At 64.5% G+C, this 17,713-nt stretch carries 16 protein-coding genes; 7 read left to right on the top strand and 9 right to left on the bottom strand.

Annotated features, from left to right (window positions below; genetic code table 11):
- Positions 1–60 precede the first annotated feature (60 nt).
- Positions 61–1,338, top strand: a complete 1,278-nt coding sequence (locus tag AC1IN8_RS10245) for a cation:proton antiporter (protein WP_139439217.1) — start codon at positions 61–63, stop codon at positions 1,336–1,338.
- Positions 1,339–1,787: 449 nt separating this feature from the next.
- Positions 1,788–1,964 (top strand): hypothetical protein, encoded by a 177-nt coding sequence (locus AC1IN8_RS10240; protein ID WP_139439218.1) that lies wholly within the window; start codon positions 1,788–1,790, stop codon positions 1,962–1,964.
- 113 nt (positions 1,965–2,077) lie between these two features.
- On the opposite strand, the gene AC1IN8_RS10235 is transcribed toward AC1IN8_RS10240, so the two are convergent.
- On the bottom strand, positions 2,078–2,599 hold the full coding sequence (locus AC1IN8_RS10235) for a GNAT family N-acetyltransferase (RefSeq protein ID WP_139439219.1): 522 nt from the start codon (positions 2,597–2,599) through the stop codon (positions 2,078–2,080).
- 214 nt (positions 2,600–2,813) lie between these two features.
- On the opposite strand from AC1IN8_RS10235, the gene AC1IN8_RS10230 reads away from it, so the two are divergent.
- Both AC1IN8_RS10230 and ypfJ read left to right on the top strand, forming a co-directional pair.
- The gene (locus AC1IN8_RS10230) at positions 2,814–3,077 is read left to right on the top strand and encodes a hypothetical protein (protein WP_111910749.1); all 264 of its coding nucleotides are present in this window, start codon (positions 2,814–2,816) and stop codon (positions 3,075–3,077) included.
- Positions 3,078–3,151: 74 nt separating this feature from the next.
- Complete coding sequence (gene ypfJ, locus AC1IN8_RS10225) at positions 3,152–4,006, top strand: KPN_02809 family neutral zinc metallopeptidase (RefSeq protein ID WP_479758800.1); 855 nt, start codon at positions 3,152–3,154, stop codon at positions 4,004–4,006.
- 96 nt (positions 4,007–4,102) lie between these two features.
- Here the strand turns inward: ypfJ and AC1IN8_RS10220 are convergent, their stop codons facing one another.
- The gene (locus AC1IN8_RS10220) at positions 4,103–4,780 is read right to left on the bottom strand and encodes a Dph6-related ATP pyrophosphatase (RefSeq protein WP_479758799.1); all 678 of its coding nucleotides are present in this window, start codon (positions 4,778–4,780) and stop codon (positions 4,103–4,105) included.
- Positions 4,781–4,934: 154 nt separating this feature from the next.
- On the opposite strand from AC1IN8_RS10220, the gene AC1IN8_RS10215 reads away from it, so the two are divergent.
- The 3 genes from AC1IN8_RS10215 to AC1IN8_RS10205 all read left to right on the top strand — a co-directional run bounded on the left by AC1IN8_RS10215 (position 4,935) and on the right by AC1IN8_RS10205 (position 7,461).
- Positions 4,935–6,251 carry an MFS transporter gene (locus AC1IN8_RS10215; RefSeq protein ID WP_479758798.1) on the top strand — a complete coding sequence of 439 codons (1,317 nt, stop codon included), beginning with the start codon at positions 4,935–4,937 and terminating at the stop codon, positions 6,249–6,251.
- Between the two features lie 130 nt (positions 6,252–6,381).
- Entirely contained in the window at positions 6,382–7,098 is a 717-nt protein-coding gene (locus AC1IN8_RS10210) for a MarC family NAAT transporter (RefSeq protein ID WP_247627391.1), read from the top strand.
- Positions 7,099–7,257: 159 nt separating this feature from the next.
- Complete coding sequence (locus tag AC1IN8_RS10205; RefSeq protein WP_479758797.1) at positions 7,258–7,461, top strand: hypothetical protein; 204 nt, start codon at positions 7,258–7,260, stop codon at positions 7,459–7,461.
- A 132-nt stretch (positions 7,462–7,593) separates the two neighbouring features.
- Here the strand turns inward: AC1IN8_RS10205 and tldD are convergent, their stop codons facing one another.
- The 7 genes from tldD to mreC form a co-directional block, all read right to left on the bottom strand.
- Entirely contained in the window at positions 7,594–9,042 is a 1,449-nt protein-coding gene (gene tldD, locus AC1IN8_RS10200) for a metalloprotease TldD (RefSeq protein ID WP_162519299.1), read from the bottom strand.
- A 226-nt stretch (positions 9,043–9,268) separates the two neighbouring features.
- Entirely contained in the window at positions 9,269–10,075 is an 807-nt protein-coding gene (locus AC1IN8_RS10195; protein ID WP_427231178.1) for a carbon-nitrogen hydrolase family protein, read from the bottom strand.
- Between the two features lie 120 nt (positions 10,076–10,195).
- Positions 10,196–14,098, bottom strand: a complete 3,903-nt coding sequence (locus AC1IN8_RS10190; RefSeq protein WP_479758796.1) for a YhdP family protein — start codon at positions 14,096–14,098, stop codon at positions 10,196–10,198.
- Positions 14,099–15,568, bottom strand: coding sequence for a ribonuclease G (rng, locus tag AC1IN8_RS10185; protein ID WP_025325452.1), 1,470 nt, complete (start codon positions 15,566–15,568; stop codon positions 14,099–14,101). It lies immediately after the preceding gene.
- Between the two features lie 79 nt (positions 15,569–15,647).
- Complete coding sequence (locus AC1IN8_RS10180) at positions 15,648–16,241, bottom strand: Maf family protein (protein ID WP_479758795.1); 594 nt, start codon at positions 16,239–16,241, stop codon at positions 15,648–15,650.
- Between the two features lie 51 nt (positions 16,242–16,292).
- Positions 16,293–16,778 (bottom strand): rod shape-determining protein MreD, encoded by a 486-nt coding sequence (gene mreD / locus AC1IN8_RS10175; protein ID WP_025325450.1) that lies wholly within the window; start codon positions 16,776–16,778, stop codon positions 16,293–16,295.
- A complete protein-coding gene (gene mreC, locus AC1IN8_RS10170) occupies positions 16,778–17,686 on the bottom strand; it encodes a rod shape-determining protein MreC (protein ID WP_139439229.1) in 909 nt (302 codons plus the stop codon). The genes mreD and mreC overlap by 1 nt, the downstream gene beginning before the upstream one ends.
- Positions 17,687–17,713: the final 27 nt, after the last annotated feature.

Below are 17,713 nucleotides of genomic sequence, written 5' to 3'. Positions count from 1 at the left end.
ACCCTATGCCCGTCCTCAACGGGGATACGTGCTTGCTGTTTACTAAAGAGAAAAATAACTATGAGCGTCTACTACACACTCTGTTTCTTGGCAGCGTTGGCGATCTTCATCGCCTTTGCCAACCAGTATGTCGTGAAGATCCAGACCACCATCGCCATCACCGCAGGATCCATGCTGATCTCCGCCCTGATGGTGCTGTTTGGTAAGTTGGGTTGGTTCAATCTGGAACCTCTGGCCGTCGAGACCATGGAAAGCATCGACTTCCAGAACTTCCTGCTGAAGGGGATCCTCGGATTCCTGCTGTTTGCCGGCGGTCTCGGCATCAATCTGAAGGCATTGCGCAGCCAGAAGTGGGAGATCACCATTCTCTCCATCGCGGCGACCCTGCTCTCCACCTTCCTCATCGGCTACGGCTTCTGGTTCATCGCCAGGCTGCTGGGCTGGGAACTGCCGCTGGTCTACTGCATGCTGTTCGGTGCCCTGATCTCCCCCACCGACCCCATTGCCGTGCTCGCCATCGTCAAGAAGATGAAGGCGCCGCCCCAGATCGCCATCCAGATCGAGGGGGAGTCCCTGTTCAACGATGGGGTCGGCCTCGTCATCTTTGCCACCGTGTTTGCCGTGGCCTTTGGCGGCGTCGAGCCGACCTTCGGCAGCGTGGCCGGCCTGTTCCTGCATGAGGCCCTCGGCGGCATCCTGTTCGGCGCCGTGCTGGGCCTCATCGCCCACGTGATGATCAGCGCCACGGACGACGGCTCCCTGGAGCTGCTGCTGACCCTGTGCATCCCGACCGCGGGCTTCGCCTTTGCCAACATGATCGGCGTCTCCGGCGCCCTGGCCATGGTGGTCACCGGCATCATGATAGGCAACTGGACCCGCCACTCCGGCTTCTCCGAGCAGAGCCGCCACCACCTGGATCACTTCTGGGAGTTGATGGATCAGTTCCTCAACGCCCTGCTGTTCCTGCTGATCGGCCTGGCCCTGGTGCTGCTGGATCTCGCCTGGCAAGACTGGATCCTGCTGGTCATCGCGGTGCCGCTCTGCCTCGCCGCCCGCTTCATCAGCGTCTCCCTGCCCTATGTGGCCTTCCGCAAGTTCCGCAGCTACAACCGCTTCTCGGTGCGCATCCTCACCTGGGGCGGCCTGCGCGGCGGTCTGGCCATGGCCATGGCACTGGCGCTGCCCTCGGGGGTCATGGTGCTGCCGGAGCACGGCGTCGATCTGCGGGAAGTGATCCTGGTGATGACCTACTCGGTGGTGATGTTCTCCATCGTGGTACAGGGCATGACCATCACCCCCATGATCACCGCCGCCAAGAAGGCCAGCGGCGACTACTGAGTCAGTCGCAGGCCGTGACTGGCAAAGGCAGAAGGGCTCCCTCGGGAGCCCTTCTCGTTGGCGGCGCGGCAGTGAAAAATACGCCACCGTCGTAACATCGCACAATTAGTGTTTGCTTTTTATTCATTTCGAGGAGAGAATGCGCGCCGGCTAGTTAATCAGCCCTGTTTATGTTCGCAATGCTTCAACGTTAGATGAATCCTGCCAGTACCCACATAACCTTCCTCTGATTTACTCGCCTTGAGAACCGTCAGGCTGTCTGCCTGCGTTGCCCGGCTCTCACGGTGCAGACCCGATCTGCCCACCCAATTTGAACTATGCATCCGCATATTCCTTGATAGTGCAGACGCCCTTATGGGGCTGGGTATTCCTGCGCGGATCTGACCGCGCCCATTGACCTACATTTGCAAATACAAGGAGCAATTATTTAATTTATATAGAGAAATACCATGATGAAAACCGTACAGACACACAAACCCCTGCGTCGCAGCAAACCCATCAACCTGCCCGTGCAAGAGCATGACTATGATGCGTTTCTGATCCAGTTCAGCACCCGCTCCAGCGGTGGCTTCGCCATCTCCTGTGATGGCATCCCTGGCGAGTTCTCCATCGAAGAGCTCAACTGATCCTGCCCACCGGCAGCAACAGATGCAGACAGGCCGCAGCTCACGGCGGCCCCCTTGTCTCCCTCGCCTTCAGCCTTGTGATCCCCGCTTCTGATTGACGGCCCCGCCATCCCTCAGACAGTGCAGGCCTGGGTATCGGCCGCTTCCAGCAACAGACACTCGTCGGCATCCTCGCTCAGCCTGACCAGACGGCTGCGCACCAGACCCAGCTTGCCCAGCAGCGCCACGGATCGCTCGTTGCCCGGAGTGACAATGGCGATGACCCGCTCGATGCCGAGCCGCTCCCGCCCATCCTTGAGCGCCGCCCGCGCCGCCTCTATGCCGTAGCCCTGACCACGAAAGGCGGGCAGGAAGGCGTAGCCTATGTCTTCGCACGGCAGGGTGTCGCGCTTGATGAGCCCGCAGATGCCGATCCTGGCCTCGTCCTCCCGTCGCATCACCAGATAGAGACCATGCCCGTGGCGGGCATAGCTGACCGCCGGCCCCTGCTGGATGTAATTTTCGGCATCCGCCAGGGTGCGCACCCCGCGATCGCCGATGTAGCGGTGGAAGTCGCCGTCGTTGAGCAGTTCGAGAATGAAGGGGGCGTCGGTCAGATTGAGCTCGCGCAGGGCGAGGCGCTCGGAGAGGATCATGGCAAGGGCTCGTGTGATGGGAACAACAGCCATCAAGACTGCCCCCACAGCCGGCGCTTGGCAAGAGCCCCGGCCAAAAGGAGGCCCTCATGGAGCGCACCCGGCCGACCACAGCCCCCGGCAGCCGACATTTAGTCCCAGCCACATGAGTCGCGCGGCGGTTCCGGCTATACTGCCCGCCCTATCCCACAGAACAACAAGCAGGACACCCCCCATGACGGACACCACCGAATTTTTTGACGAACAGACGCTGCTGGAGATGGTTGAAAACCAGCTCGCCGACGGCCACCCCCTGCAGGTGAAAGCCACCCTGATGCGGCTGGTGATGAAAGGCACCCCGCGGGACGAGGCGCTGCAATACATCGCCTGCGCCCTGGGTGCCGAGCTGATGGCCATGGAGGCGGATCAGGGCCCCTTCAACCTGACCCGCTACGCCGAGTTTCTCGACAGCCTGCCCGAGATGCCCTGGGCCGAGTGAGATCCCCGCGTTAGGCAAGGCGGACGACCAGCCATTATCATTACTGCCACCACCAATGACGGGAGTAGGCAGATATGCGCTGGCAAGATCGCCGTGAGAGCAGCAACGTGGAAGACAGGCGCCAGGAAGGCGGTGGCAGCGGGGGCGGTGGCCTGCCTCTCGGTGGCAAGGGCCGTCTGATCCTGATCGTGGTGGTGATGATCGCCGGTTACTATGGCGTGGATCTCAGCCCCTTGCTCGACGAACCGGCCCGGCAGAGCCAGGCACCGCGCCAGAATGTGTCCCAGCCGGCCAGCGATCCCCTGGCCAGATTCACCTCTGTGATGCTCGCCTCCACCGAAGACACCTGGAGCGAGATCTTCTCCCGAAGCGGCAGCCAGTACCGGCCCCCCAGGCTGGTGCTCTATCGCGGCGCCACCCAGACCGGCTGCGGCCAGGGCCAGTCCGTCATGGGCCCCTTCTACTGCCCCGCAGACAGCACTGTCTACATCGATCTCTCCTTCTATCAGGACATGCGCGACAAGCTGGGAGCCGATGGCGACTTCGCCCAGGGCTATGTGGTCGCCCACGAGGTGGGTCACCACGTGCAGCACCTGCTCGGCATCTCGACCAAGGTGCGCCAGCAACAGCAAGGGCTGAGCCAGGCCGCCCAGAACAAGCTGTCGGTCAAACTGGAGCTGCAGGCCGACTGCTTCGCCGGGGTCTGGGGTCACCATATGGAGCGGGAGCAGGTGCTGGAGCACGGCGATCTGGAGGAGGCCCTCAACGCCGCCCAGGCCATAGGTGACGACCGCCTGCAGCAGCGGGGTCAGGGCCGGGTGGTGCCCGACAGCTTCACCCACGGCAGCTCGGCCCAGCGCCTCGCCTGGTTCAAGCGGGGCTTTGACAGCGGCAAGCCCGCCAGCTGCGACACCTTCGCCGCCCGCTGAACCGGGCCAGACGACAAGGCCGGATCCCCGGGGATCCGGCCTTGTCGCATTCAGCAAACGGGAGATGGGCCTGCCGTTCTGCCGAGGCGCCAGCCCTCAGGGGGTATCATCCGGCAGCAGATCGGTAAAGACGAAGCCGTCCCGCACCACTGTCTCCCCCACCCGGATCGCCAGGGGCCGCAGGAACATGGGGCCATCGAAGGCCAGGGTGTGGAACTCGCCGTTCTCGCCGCACGGATCCACCCCGTCCGGCAGCGCCGCCAGCAGCGCCTCGTCGAACTCATGCCCCCCCAGGCTCATATCCAGTTTTTTCGGATCGAGCGTGCTGATCCTGGCCCTCAAGCCGGCGGCCATCATCTCCTGCGCCAGCTCGTCGGTCTTGCTGCCCCAGAGCGGGAACAGCGGCGCTATGCCCGTGCCCGCCAGCTGCTTCTCTCTATAGGCGCGCACATCCTCGAGGAAGAGATCCCCGAATGCCATGTGGCGGATTCCCATGGCCAGCACCTCGGCGATGAAGCCGGTCATGATCCGGCCATAGTCCTCGTTGCTGCAGGGCCAGGGCAGATCGATGCAGTGCAGTGGCAGCCCCACGCACGCGGCCTGCTCAGTCAGCAACTGCTTGCGCACCCCGTGCATGGCCACCCGCTCGAACGCCTGATTCAGGGTGGTGAAGAGCCCCACCACCTCGATCGCCGGATCCTGGCGCAAGCGATGCAGGGCCCAGGCGCTGTCTTTTCCGCTGCTCCAGGAGAGCAGTACCTTTTTCGTCGTCATGACCTCTCCAATCCCTTGCCGCAAGGTGCTGCAAGACAGTGTTGCGAATTGTGCGATTTACTTCCTGGGATACAAAAGCATACCCTCGTGGGTGAGCGTATCCCCGCAGAGCATGGGGGAGAATAACTAAAAAAACGATGGGAAACATAAGGATATGACTACAGTCAGCACACATCATGACCACAATCGCCCCCTCAACCGACAGGATTACAAGACCTTGAGCCTGGCGGCGCTGGGCGGCGCCCTCGAATTCTACGACTTCATCATCTTCGTCTTCTTCGCCGTGGTGATAGGCGAGCTCTTCTTCCCGGCCGACATTCCCGAGTGGCTGCGCCAGTTCCAGACCTTCGGCATCTTCGCCGCCGGTTACCTGGCCCGCCCGCTGGGGGGCATCATCATGGCCCACTTCGGCGATCTCATCGGTCGCAAGCGGATGTTCACCCTCAGCATCATCCTGATGGCGCTGCCGACCCTGCTGATCGGCCTGCTGCCCACCTATGCCACCCTCGGCATTGCCGCCCCGCTGTTGCTGCTGTTTCTGCGGATCCTGCAAGGGGCCGCCATCGGGGGGGAAGTCCCGGGGGCCTGGGTCTTCGTGGCCGAACACGTGCCCGCCCGCCGGGTCGGCGTCGCCTGCGGCACCCTCACGGCCGGGCTGACCGCCGGCATACTGCTCGGCTCCCTGGTGGCCACCGCCATCAACCGCGGCATGAGCCCGGTGGAGGTAAGCGAGTGGGGCTGGCGTCTGGCCTTCGTGCTCGGCGGTGTGTTCGGCATAGTCGCCATGTACCTGCGCCGCTGGCTGCACGAGACCCCGGTCTTCGCCGAGATGCAGGCCAACAAAGCCCTGGCCGAGGAGCTGCCCCTCAAGACGGTGCTCCGTGAACACAAGGGCAGCGTCATCGTCTCCATGCTGCTGACCTGGCTGCTCTCCGCCGGCATAGTGGTGGTGATCCTGATGACCCCGACCTACCTGCAGAAGGTCCACGGCATCAGCCCCGCCGATGCCCTGACCGCCAACTCCCTGGCCATAGTGGCCCTCACCCTGGGCTGCATCTTCTACGGCCGCCTGATAGACAGCCTCGGCAGCGGCCCCACCTTCGTCCTGGGTTCATTGCTGCTGGCCGGTGCCACCTATGCCTTCTACCACGGCCTGGCGGCAGGCATGGAGCAGCTGGTGCCGCTCTACATGCTGGCGGGCTTTGCGGTGGGGATAGTCGGCGCAGTGCCCTATGTCATGGTCAACGCCTTCCCGCCCGTGGTGCGCTTCTCCGGGCTGTCGTTCTCCTACAACGTGGCCTACGCCATCTTCGGCGGGCTCACCCCCATGCTGGTCACCCTCTGGATGAAGAACGACGTGCTGGCTCCTTCCCACTATGTGGTCAGCCTGGCCGGTCTCGGCCTTGTGCTGGGCCTCTGGCTCTGGCTGCAACAGCGCACTCGGCGTCAGGCAACGCCACAAACCGCCTGACAACTGCGGGCCCCGGACTGTCGGGGCCCCTTCGTTCCGGCTATATTCAGCCTGGCTGCCGTAGAGTAGCCCCCCCTTAGGCCAGACCCCCGTCTGGCCCTGTTGTTTTCCAACCACCCCGAGGTGCAAAATGTTTTTCCAGGTCGTATTCATCGCCTTGCTCGCGCTGCTGCCCATGGTCAATCCCCCCACCACGGCGACCCTGCTGCTGGGATTGAGCAAGGGCATGTCCCGTGAGCACGTACGCCGCCAGATCAACCTGGCCGCCATCTATCTGTTCGCCACCCTCTGCGTCAGCTTCTTCATCGGCTCCTCCATCCTGGATCTGTTCGGGATCTCCATTCCCGGCCTGCGGCTGGCCGGTGGCCTCATCATCGCCTTCATCGGTTTTCGCATGCTGTTCCCCGCCCCCAGCCAGGCCGCCGGGGTCGACATCAACCAGAGCATCGCCTTCGTGCCGCTCACCATGCCCAGCATGTGCGGGCCGGGCACCATGGCCCTGGTGATCAGCGGCGCCGCCCAGATTGCCGAGCTGCCCGACGAGTACAACCGTTTCGTCATCTATGCCGCCATGGTGACCGCCTTCGCCCTGATGAGCCTGCTCAGCTGGGGGGTGCTCAAGCTGGCGGATCCGGTCTGCAAGATCCTCGGTGCCACCGGCATAGACGCCATGACCCGGATCATGGGCTTCCTGCTGGTGTGCATGGGCATGCAGTTCTGCATCAACGGCATCAAGGAGGTGGCGCAGGATCCCGTGTTCCACGGTGCGCCCGCGGTGCAGACGGCCCCGGCGCAGTCACACGCATCCGCCGCCCTCGATCACCTGCCCGCCGCGCGCCAGCCCTGACTGAAAACGCTGTCATCTCGCTCGGGAATCGTCGCCGAACTTGCGCCTGATCATGTTGCCTGCCCACGGACGGCGTAGTGTGTTTTTTATACAGGCAAGGTTCAGAGGGTCGCTGCTAACGTGACCCGCGCAGACCCAATCACTTGAGGAGACATGCAAATGGAAAAGATGCTGACCGAGATTGGAAGCTACAGCCTGTTCCACGAATATCTGAACGTGGTCGGGGCCGTCAGCCCCGCCCTGACCCGGATCAAGAGCGGGTGGGAATACAAGCGAAGCGATCGGCTGGTCGCCCAGATCAGGATAGATCCGCAAGGTCACGCGCGATTCTATATCGACGCCCGTGCCATTTCGACCAACTGAGCCCATCAACCCCCTTCACCCGCCCCGGTCCACTGACCGGGGTTTTTATTGGTGCGCCCCGACAAAAACAAAACCCCGGCTGCGGGCCGGGGTTTGCTTGCATGGGTCATGCCGCTGCGCGGCCAAGGCAACCTAGGAGGTGCCGCCCACGGTGAGTTGGTCCAGCTTGAGAGTGGGCTGACCGACGCCGACCGGCACGCTCTGCCCCTCCTTGCCACAGACCCCGACCCCGCGATCCAGCGCAAGATCGCTGCCCACCATGGAGACCTGGCTCATGGCCTCGGGGCCGTTGCCGATGAGCGTGGCACCCTTGATGGGGGCGGTGATCCTGCCATCCTCGATGAGGTAGGCCTCGGAGGCGGAGAAGACGAACTTGCCTGAGGTGATGTCCACCTGGCCGCCGCCGAAGTTGGGGGCATAGATCCCCTTCTTCACCGAGGCGATGATCTCCGCCGGATCGTGCTGACCCGCCAGCATGTAGGTGTTGGTCATGCGCGGCATCGGCAGGGCGGCGTAGGATTCGCGCCGGCCGTTGCCGGTCAGCGGTACCCCCATCAGGCGGGCGTTCTGCTTGTCCTGCAGGTAGCCCTTGAGGATGCCGTTCTCGATCAGCACGTTGTAGCCCCCCGGCGTCCCCTCGTCGTCGATGGAGACGGAGCCGCGCCGACCCACCAGGGTGCCGTCATCGACTATGGTGCAGTGTTTGGAGGCGACCTGCTCGCCGATGCGACCGGCGAAGGCAGACGATCCCTTGCGGTTGAAGTCCCCCTCCAGCCCGTGGCCCACCGCCTCGTGCAGCAGCACGCCGGGCCAGCCGGCACCCAGCACCACCGGCATGGTGCCGGCCGGTGCGTCTATGGCCTCCAGGTTCACCAGGGCCTGGCGCACCGCTTCGCGCACATAGCCAAACGCCCGGCTCTCCAGCCCGTCCAGCTCCAGGAAGTAATCGTAACCGAAGCGGCCACCGCCTCCGGCGCTGCCGCGCTCCCGGCGATCCCCCTTCTCGGCGATGACGGTCACCGAGAGGCGCACCAGGGGACGCACGTCGGCGGCCAGGGTGCCATCGGTGGCGGCCACCAGTATCTCTTCATAGACGCCGCTGATGGAGGCCATCACCTGATTGATGGCGGGATCCAGGCTTCTGGCGAACTTGTCCATCTGCTCGAGCAGGGCGATCTTCTGCTGCTTGTCGAGGGTCTGCAGCGGATCCATGGCGGGATAGAGCAGGTTCGCTTCGGTTCTGGCCCAGGCCTTCACCTTGCCCTGGGCGCCGGCGGCGGCGATGCCGCGGGCCGCGGTCACCGACTGCTGCAGCGCCAGCAGGCTCAGCTCGTCCGAGTAGGCGAAGCCGGTCTTCTCGCCGCTGACGGCGCGCACCCCCACCCCCTGATCGATGTTGTAGCTGCCATCCTTGACGATGCCGTCCTCCAGCATCCAGGACTCGTGCCAGCTGCGCTGGAAATAGAGGTCGCCGAACTCCACCTGATGGCTCATCAGGCTGCCGAGCAGCTGCTGCAGCCGCCCCTCGTCGAGATCGTTCGGGGCCAACAGGGAGGCACTAACCTGGCTCAATAGACTCAATCTTTCTCTCCACTCTCGATGCGAGATGTCGTAACGGTTAATTCATCCGGTGTGGCCCGGTGACAAGTTCGTATTCGTAGGGTGCAATGAACGAAGTGAATTGCATCGCCAACCCAAAGATAGACACAGGTGCAATGCGCTTCGCTTGTTGCACCCTACGTCAATCAAGCAAACGGGCGTGCTCCATCACCGGCAAACGGCTGCGTTTTAGTTCTTCACCACACCATCACAACAAACGGGCATGGGTCAGCACTGGCATGGTGCGTTTCAATTCGTCGACCAGCCCGGGCTCCATCTTCACCAGCACGGTGGCTGGGCCCGAATCCTGGCAGGCCAGCACCCGGCCCCAGGGATCGATCACCATGCTGTGGCCCCAGGTCTGGCGCCCCGTCTCGTGGGTGCCCCCCTGATTGGCGGCCACCACATAGCACTGGTTCTCGATGGCGCGGGCCCGCAGCAGCGGCTCCCAGTGCGCCTCTCCGGTCACGGCGGTGAAGGCGGCAGGCACCAGCAGCACCCGGGCGCCGGCCCGGGCCAGCCGGCGATAGAGCTCGGGGAAGCGCAAATCATAACAGATAGAGAGGCCGAGGGGACCAAAGGGAGAGTCCACCAGCACGCACTCCTGGCCCGGGCTGAAGGTCTCGGACTCCCGGTAGCGGCCGTGGTTGTCCGCCACGTCCACATCGAACAGGTGGATCTTGTGGTAGTGGCCCTTGAGCTCGCCGCCGGGATCGAACACCAGGGAGCTGGTGTGAATATGGTCGGAACCGGCGATGGTGGTGGGCATGGCCCCGGCCACCAGCCAGATCCCGTACTCCCGCGCCCAGGCGGCCAGCTGGGTCTGGATGGGCCCCTCACCCAGGGCCTCTGCCCCATCCAGATAGCCCTGGCGCTCGCCGAACAGGGCGAAGTTTTCCGGCAGCAGCACCAGCAAGGGGCGCTCCCTCGGCAACGCCGCCAGCTCGGCGGCAATCTGTACCCGGTTATCCTGCCAGTGACGGCCCGAGATCAACTGTATGGCGGCTAGCCACATGACGCGCTCCTTGTGATTGGGCAAGCCGCCGGACTCTGCATCCTCGGCTTGCGGGGGCATCCCAGCACTATGAGGGGTTCGGGCCCGGGACGAAAGGATTTTGGCACCGGATGCCGCTCCTCAGCGCCGGGCAGGTTCGCCGGGCTTGGGGGTCAGCAGGAAGGGGGTGACCTCCTCGGCGGGCAGGTTCGGCGCCACCGCATCCACCGCCTGCTTCTGCTGCTGGTTGAGCTTGATACGGGCGCGATCCCGGCCGGCCTCGATCAGCTTGGGATCGTCCAGCGGGCCCGAGACCCGGAAGTCGATGCGGGTCACCACATCCACCACCGGCTCCAGCAGCTTGGAGAGTGCCAGCACATAGAGCCCGGTGATGGGGGTCAGGGAGAAGGCCGCCACCACCGGCAGGGTGCCGCCCAGGTTCGGGGAGAAGCTCAGATCGTAATCGAGATGCCAGCGCACCAGATCCGCGATGCCCTCGCCACGCAGGTTGCCCGCCGCCCCCTTCATGTAGAAGTCGTTGTTCTCCACCACCCCCTGCTTGATCCTGGCGGAGGCGGACATGGACTCGAAGTAGAAGCCCTTGTCGAACACGTCGCGAAAATCGAGGCGCAGCTTGCGCATCAGGGAGTCGAGGCTCAGCAGGGAGAGCAGGCGCGCCCCCTTGTCGTTGACCTCCCGCAGGGTGCCCCCCTCCAGCTGGTAATCGGCACTGCCTGCCAGGGTCGGCAGATCCAGTCGGTAGGGCACGTCACGCCAGTTCAGATCCAGCGCCAGCTTGCCCGGCGCGTCGCCTATGGGCGAGGTGAAGCCGAGTCGCTTGAGCAGCAGCTCGCTGTTCTGGGTGCTGAGGTGGGCACGGGCCCGGGTCTGCATCTGGCCGGGCCGCGCCAGCCACTCGGCGCTCCCGCTCAGGGTGCTGCCGGCGAGCCGCATCTCCACCCCCTTGAGATCGAGCCGGTTGGCCCCGGGCACCAGTTCCCCTTTGAGCTCCCCGAGGGGCAGGGCACCGAAGCGGCAATCCACGCAGCTGAAGGTGAGCCAGGGAATGGCATCCATGATGGCCTTGTCCTGCCTCGCATCGGGCTCGGGGCTGAGGTCGGATCCCTTGCCTGACCAGTGAATGCGGGCGAACTTGGCGTCGATGGGCTGCCTGTCCGTCACGGGAATGCGCACCACCCCCATCACCTCGGGGCTGTCGATCATCACCTCGGTGGCCAGGTTCACCGGCCCCACGGTGAAGTGCACCGCCTTGAGGTTGGCGCTGCCGATGTCGGCCCGGGCGAGCATACCATCGACCCACCACTCCTGAGGCAGGAAGGCGGGGCCGACCACCGCATTGCCGCTGCTCCCCGCCTCCTTGCCCGGCAACCAGCGCGTGAGCCGCGCCAGCCAGCCGGCCACGTCGGCCCGGGGCTGATTGATGGCGAGCAGCATGGGCTTGTCTTGCAGCACCCTGGCCCCGGGCTGGCCGACGTTGACCCGCACCCGGCTGAGGTAGGCCGCCCCCTCGCCATATACCAGCCGGCTCTGCATATCCACATCGGCCCCCAGCACGGCGCGAATGTCGGCGCTGCCGTCGCGGCCCCGTGCCGTGACCTTGAGGGGGAGCCGGCTCCCGGGCGCCTTGGCGAGCGGCACCGGCAGATCCAGCCCCATCCCGTGCAGGTTGGAGTCCAGCGCCAGCTGGAAGCTGAAGGCCTTGTTCTCGGGCAGGGTCAGCCCCAGGGTCCCCGTCCAGTTGCTGCGCCCCTTGAGCATCTCGAGGGCGGGAATGTCCTGGCGCTGGCGGCTGCTGTCCCAGAGTCCCTTGAACTTGAGATCCGCCTGATAGCCGTGGGGCAGCTGCTTGCCCCGGTAATCCAGGGTCAGCGGCTGGTTCCAGAGGCTGGCCTTGAGGTTGCTGAAGTGCGTGTGCTCGTTGTCATATTCGAGTCGTCCCTGAACCTTCTCCAGGGGCAGATCCAGGGCGGCGATCCTGACGCTGTTGTCATGGAAGTTCGCCTCTCCGCTGGCCTTGACCTCGCCCTTGCCATCCAGGGGGATGTCGAGCTTGACCGTGCCCTCCATGGGGCCGCGGATCTCGATCTCCCGCAGCGCCTGCCCCACGGAGCCCGCGAGGGGAGACTCCTGCAGGTAACCGCTGATGGCCTGCCCCTCCCCCTGGACCTTGGCATCCACGTAGAGGTGCGCGCCGGGGGAGAGATCCGGGATCCAGGCATGCACGGCGTCGGATCTGGCCTTGCCGAGCCGGGTGGCGCTGCTGCGCATATCCAGACCCGCGTTCTGGAACAGCAGATCGATCTGCAGGTCGGTGAGTGGCTGCCAACCGGGGAAGAACTCGTAGGTGGCCCGCTCCAGCGGCACGGCGACCTGGAAGACCCCCTGGCCCTTGTCGTAGGGGAAGTCGCGGAATTCGCCATACCAGAGCAGATCGGCCCCCTTGGCCTTGCCCCCCTTGATGGCGCCGCTCAGGTAGTCCACCAGGCCGTCGCTCATCACGGCCAGCGGATAGTAGCGATCCGCATGGGCCGCATTCTTCACGTCGATGCGGCCGGTCAGGGCGAGGAAGGGGTGCTCGAACAGATCGAGGCGGAAACGGCTGGCGAGGCTCAAGTCCTCGTTATCCAGCGCTATGTCCTGGCCGTAGAGCACCCAGCCTTGGGTCTCCCGCCACCAGTCGAGGCGCGCCGAGAGGCTGTCGACCGGGATCGGCACCTTGAAGTGTCGGGCGGGATCCACCTTGCCCTTGCCCAGGGTCAGGCGGGCGCTGCCCCCGGCCGGGGTCAGCCAGAAGTCACCGTCCAGTTTCTGCAGCCCGGGCACGTCGTGCCAAGCCTTAGTCTCGAAGCCCCTGAGCTGGCCGCTCAGGGAGAGCCCCTGCCAGTCGCCATCGGCCTGCAGCACCAGCTCCTGCACCTTGCCCTTGGGCTGGGTGTGCTTGAGGGTCTTGGTCAGTTCGGGATAGAGGCCCGAGACCAGCTGGCTCAGGTTGGCCATCTGGTTGAGATCGATGGCGGGCACATAGCCCTGGATGCGGGAACCGACCCGCTCTAGCTGCAACCGGCTCTGCAGCCAGGTCGCCCCGTCGAGCTTGAAGGTCACGTCATGGCTGGCGAGCTGCCACTCCTCACCGTCGCGCCGCAGCTGGATCTTGCCCCCCTGCAGATCGAGCCGGTGCGGCTCCCCCTTGACCTCGTCCTTCCAGATCAGATGGTTGTTGCCAAAGGCCAGCAGGGAGTTGCCGAGCCTCCCCCCCTCGAACTCGCTCCACAGCTGGAAGTCGAGCTGGCCGGTCACCCTGGGTTCGCCGGCGTGGATCCGCGCCAGCATGGGGCTGATGTCCAGCTCGCTGGCCCCCAGGTAGAGCTGGCCCTTGAGCCTGTCGAGGCGCACTTGCGGGGCATCCACGTCGATGATGAGATCGATGGCGCTCTCGCCCACCCCGTTGATGAGGTAGGCCTTGCCCACCCCCTGATGGCGCTTGCCGCGATTCTGCCAGCGCAGCTGGGCGATGTTGAGGGCGCGCACCTCTCCGAGCGCCGTGGTCACGCTCAGGCGGCTGTCATGAATGTCGAAGGTGGAGAGCTGGGTCAGCAGGAAGCGCAGCAGGGCCCGCTGCTGATCCGGGCTCTTCTCCCCGGTCGGGGCGGCCGGCTGCGCCAGATCCAGCGCCATGTCGCCGTCGCTCAGCAACAGCTGGCCGAACACCGGCTTCCAGTCGTTGAGGGAGCGCCAGAAGTCGAGGTGGGCCCACACCTTGCCAAGGCGCAGGGAGAAACGCCCCGAATCGGGGGCGATGGCGAGCCCTTGCAGCTCGAGAGCCGGGCCGCGCTGGGTCCAGCTCAACCCGACATGCTCGACGCTCACCTCCAGCTGGCTGTCGCCGAGCAGGGTGGCGATCAGCGCCTGCCTGTGCTGGTTGAGCAGGGGGCCGCCAAGGCGTACCACGCTGACCAGGATGGCCAGCAGCACGAAGAAGACCCCGAGGGCTAACCAGCCCCGACTCAGCCAGCGGTAGATCAATTACATCATCACCACATCGAATTGTTCCTGCCCGCAGAGCGGCTCCGTCACCACCCTGACCTGCTTGCCGATGAAGACCTCCAGCTCGGCCAGACTGTGGGACTCCTCCCCCCGCAGGTAATCGGCCACCGAGGGGGCCGCATAGACGGTGAACTGATCCGCATCGTAGGCACGGTTGACCCGGATGATCTCCCGCAGGATCTCGAAGCAGACCGACTCCACCGTCTTGACCCGGCCGCGCCCCTTGCACTCGGGGCACTCGGAGCAGAGCACGTGCTCCAGACTCTCCCGGGTGCGCTTGCGGGTCATCTCCACCAGCCCGAGCTGGGAGAAGCCGTTGACGTTGGTCTTGGCCCTGTCTTTGGCCAGCGCCAGCTCCAGGCTGTGGAGCACCCGGCGGCGGTGATCCTCGGACTGCATGTCGATGAAGTCGATGATGATGATGCCGCCCAAATTGCGCAGCCGCAGGTGGCGGGCGATGGCGGCGGTGGCCTCGACGTTGGTGTTGAAGATGGTCTCTTCCAGGTTGCGATGGCCGACGAAGGCGCCGGTGTTGATGTCCACCGTGGTCATGGCTTCGGTCTGGTCGATGATGAGGTAGCCGCCGGATTTCAGCTCCACCTTGCGCTCCAGGGCGCGCTGGATCTCGTTCTCCACGTCGTAGAGATCGAAGATGGGCGACTCGCCGGAGTAGTACTCCAGCTTGTTCGCGAGCTCGGGCACATACTCCCCGGTGAAATGCGAAAGCAGCTCGAAGCTCTGGCGGGAATCGACCCGGATCTTGTCGAGCTCGGCACCGACGAAGTCGCGCACCACCCGGAAGGCCAGGCTGGGATCCTCGTAGAGGATCTTGCAGGGCGGGTACTTCTGCTTGCGCTCCAGGATCTTGCGCCACAGGCGTTTGAGGAAGGCGGCGTCCTGCTCCAGCTCCTGCTCCCCCACCCCTTCGGCGGCGGTGCGGATGATGTAGCCACCCAGCTCGTCCACATAGCCCGCCACCGTGCGCTTGAGGCGTTCCCGCTCCGCTTCGGACTCGATGCGCTGGGAGACGCCGACGTGGGCACTGCCCGGCATGAAGACCAGGTAGCGGGACGGCAGGGTGATGTCGGTGGTGAGACGGGCACCCTTGGTGCCCAGGGGATCTTTCACCACCTGCACCATGATGTCCTGGCCCTGGCGCACCAGCTCGGCGATGTTGCCCGCCTGGAACTGCTCCTTCTCCTTGATCGCCACGCACTCGGTGTGGGGCACTATGTCGGAGGCGTGCAGGAAGGCGGCCTTGTCCATGCCGATGTCGACGAAGGCGGCCTGCATGCCGGGCAGCACCCGGCTGATCTTGCCCTTGTAGATGTTGCCCACTATGCCGCGCTTGGCCTGACGTTCTACATGCACTTCCTGCAGCAGCCCGTTCTCGACCAGGGCGACCCGGGTCTCTGAGGGGGTGACGTTCACCAGCAGTTCTACTGACATAAGTTACCTTGCCTTTCTAGTTTTGAATTCTGGCACGACGAACAACGGGTAACTCAGCAGCGAACTGCTGACGAGGGGATTACCGAGTCTGCTCGAGGTGCTGCTTGATCAACAGATCCGTCTCCAGCAGGGGCAGGCCGACCACGGCGCTGTAGCTCCCCTCGATGCGGCTGACGAACTTGCCGGCGATGCCCTGGATGGCATAGGCACCGGCCTTGTCGCAGGGTTCACCCGTGCGCCAGTAGGCCTCTATCTCGGCCTCGTCCAGCTTGCGGAATGCCACATTGGTGGTGACCAGCCGCACGTCGCAGCGATCCGGGGTGGCCAGGGCCACCGCCGTCATCACCTGGTGAACCTTGCCGGAGAGCGCCTCCAGCATGTCCTTGGCATCGAGCAGGTCGGAGGGTTTCTCCAGCACCCTGTCTCCCAGCACCACTATGGTGTCGGCCCCCAGCACAGGCAATGGGGTCGGGGTCGGGGCCGCGGCCACACCGGCCATCGCCTTGTCACGGGCGAGCCGGCAGACGTAATCCTGGGGCTTTTCGCCCGCCTCCCGCTGCTCGGGCACATCCAGCCTGAGCACCTCGAAACGGTAGCCCAGCTGGGTCAGCAGTTCGTGCCGGCGGGGAGAGCCCGAGGCGAGATAGAGTTGCAGTTCGTTGTGCTTGTTCATATTCACTCAATGAGATGAGACGCAGTTACAATCCGTTGTTTTTGCTCATGTTCACTTGATATTGAAGCGACGGCGTACCTTGCGCAAGACCATAAAAATCCAGGGCCATATTAACATCGTTGTCAACGTCGACCAAAAATAGGCCAGGTTGAGGCTGGCCCGGCTGAACAGGTGCTCGGCCCAGAACACGGTGATCTTGCCCACCAGGGAGAGCAGACCGATGATCAGCGCCTGCTGCCAGAGGGAGAAGTTGCGGATCTTCTGGAACTGGAAGGCCGCCAGATAGGTGGTGATGGCCATGGCCATGGCCCGCACGCCGAGGGTGCTGCCGAGCAGCACGTCCAGCAGCAGGCCCGCCACCCAGGCGGTGCCGACGTTGGTGCGGTGCGGCAACGCCAGCGCCCAGTAGATGAGCACCATGGCGAGCCAGTCCGGCCTGAAGGGTTCGAATTGAAAGGGAAGCGGCAGGATCGAGAGACACAGGGCCAGCAGGATCGAGATCCAGATCCAGATCCTGCCGCTGGCGGGTTGCAGCATCAGCGCGTCGCCTCCGCCGCCGAGGTGGCCGTCGCCGCAGAGGGCGCCGCCACCGGCGCCATGGCCTCGTCGTCATGCACTTCCGGCTTCTTGTCGGTCCACAGCAGCAGCAGGTAACGCAGCCTGTCCAGCGCCACCAGGGGCTTGGCCTCGATCTGGGCGAAGGGCTTGCCCTCCACGTAATCGGATCGGGTCACGGTCGCCACCGGATAACCTTCCGGGAAGCGGCCGCCGAGGCCAGAGGTGACCAGCAGATCGCCGACCTGGACGTCGGTGTTGCGCGGCAGGTTGCGCAGCTCCAGCTTGTCCAGCTCGCCGCTGCCGGAGGCGATGGCGCGCAGATCGTTGCGCAGCACCCGCACCGGAATGCCGTGGCTGGAGTCGGTGATGAGCAGGACGCGGCTGGTGGTGGAGCCCACGTGGAGCACCTGGCCGACCACCCCCTGATCGTTGATCACCGGCTGGCCGTTATAGACGCCGTCCAGCGCCCCCTTGTTGATCAGCACCTGATGGCTGAAGGGGTCGGAATCCACCGACAGCAGCTCGGCCACCATCTTGCGGGACTCCTTGTGCACAGGCGAACCCAGCAGCTCGCGCAGACGCTGGTTCTCGTGCTCCAGCTGATCCAGCTTGAGCAGGCGGGAGCGCAGGGTGAACAGCTGCTGCTCCTGCTGCTTGGTCTGCTCGATCAGGCTGGATCGGGTCTGCACCTGGGTCGACATGGTGTCGAGCAGGGTGCCTGGCGCGTTGGCGATGTATTGCAGCGGGCTGACGAGAGAACTCAGATAGACGCGGACGTGCGTGAACACACCGAAGCGGGAATCCGCGACGATGGCAGCGACAGAGATGATGACGGCGAGAAACAACCGTAACTGAAGCGAAGGGCCTCTACCAAAGATGGGTTTCATGAGTCGTCAAAAAAGAGCCGGCGCTCG

The organism is Aeromonas sp. 130281, from assembly GCF_056642115.1.
This window is presented reverse-complemented; position numbering and strand designations above follow the sequence as displayed.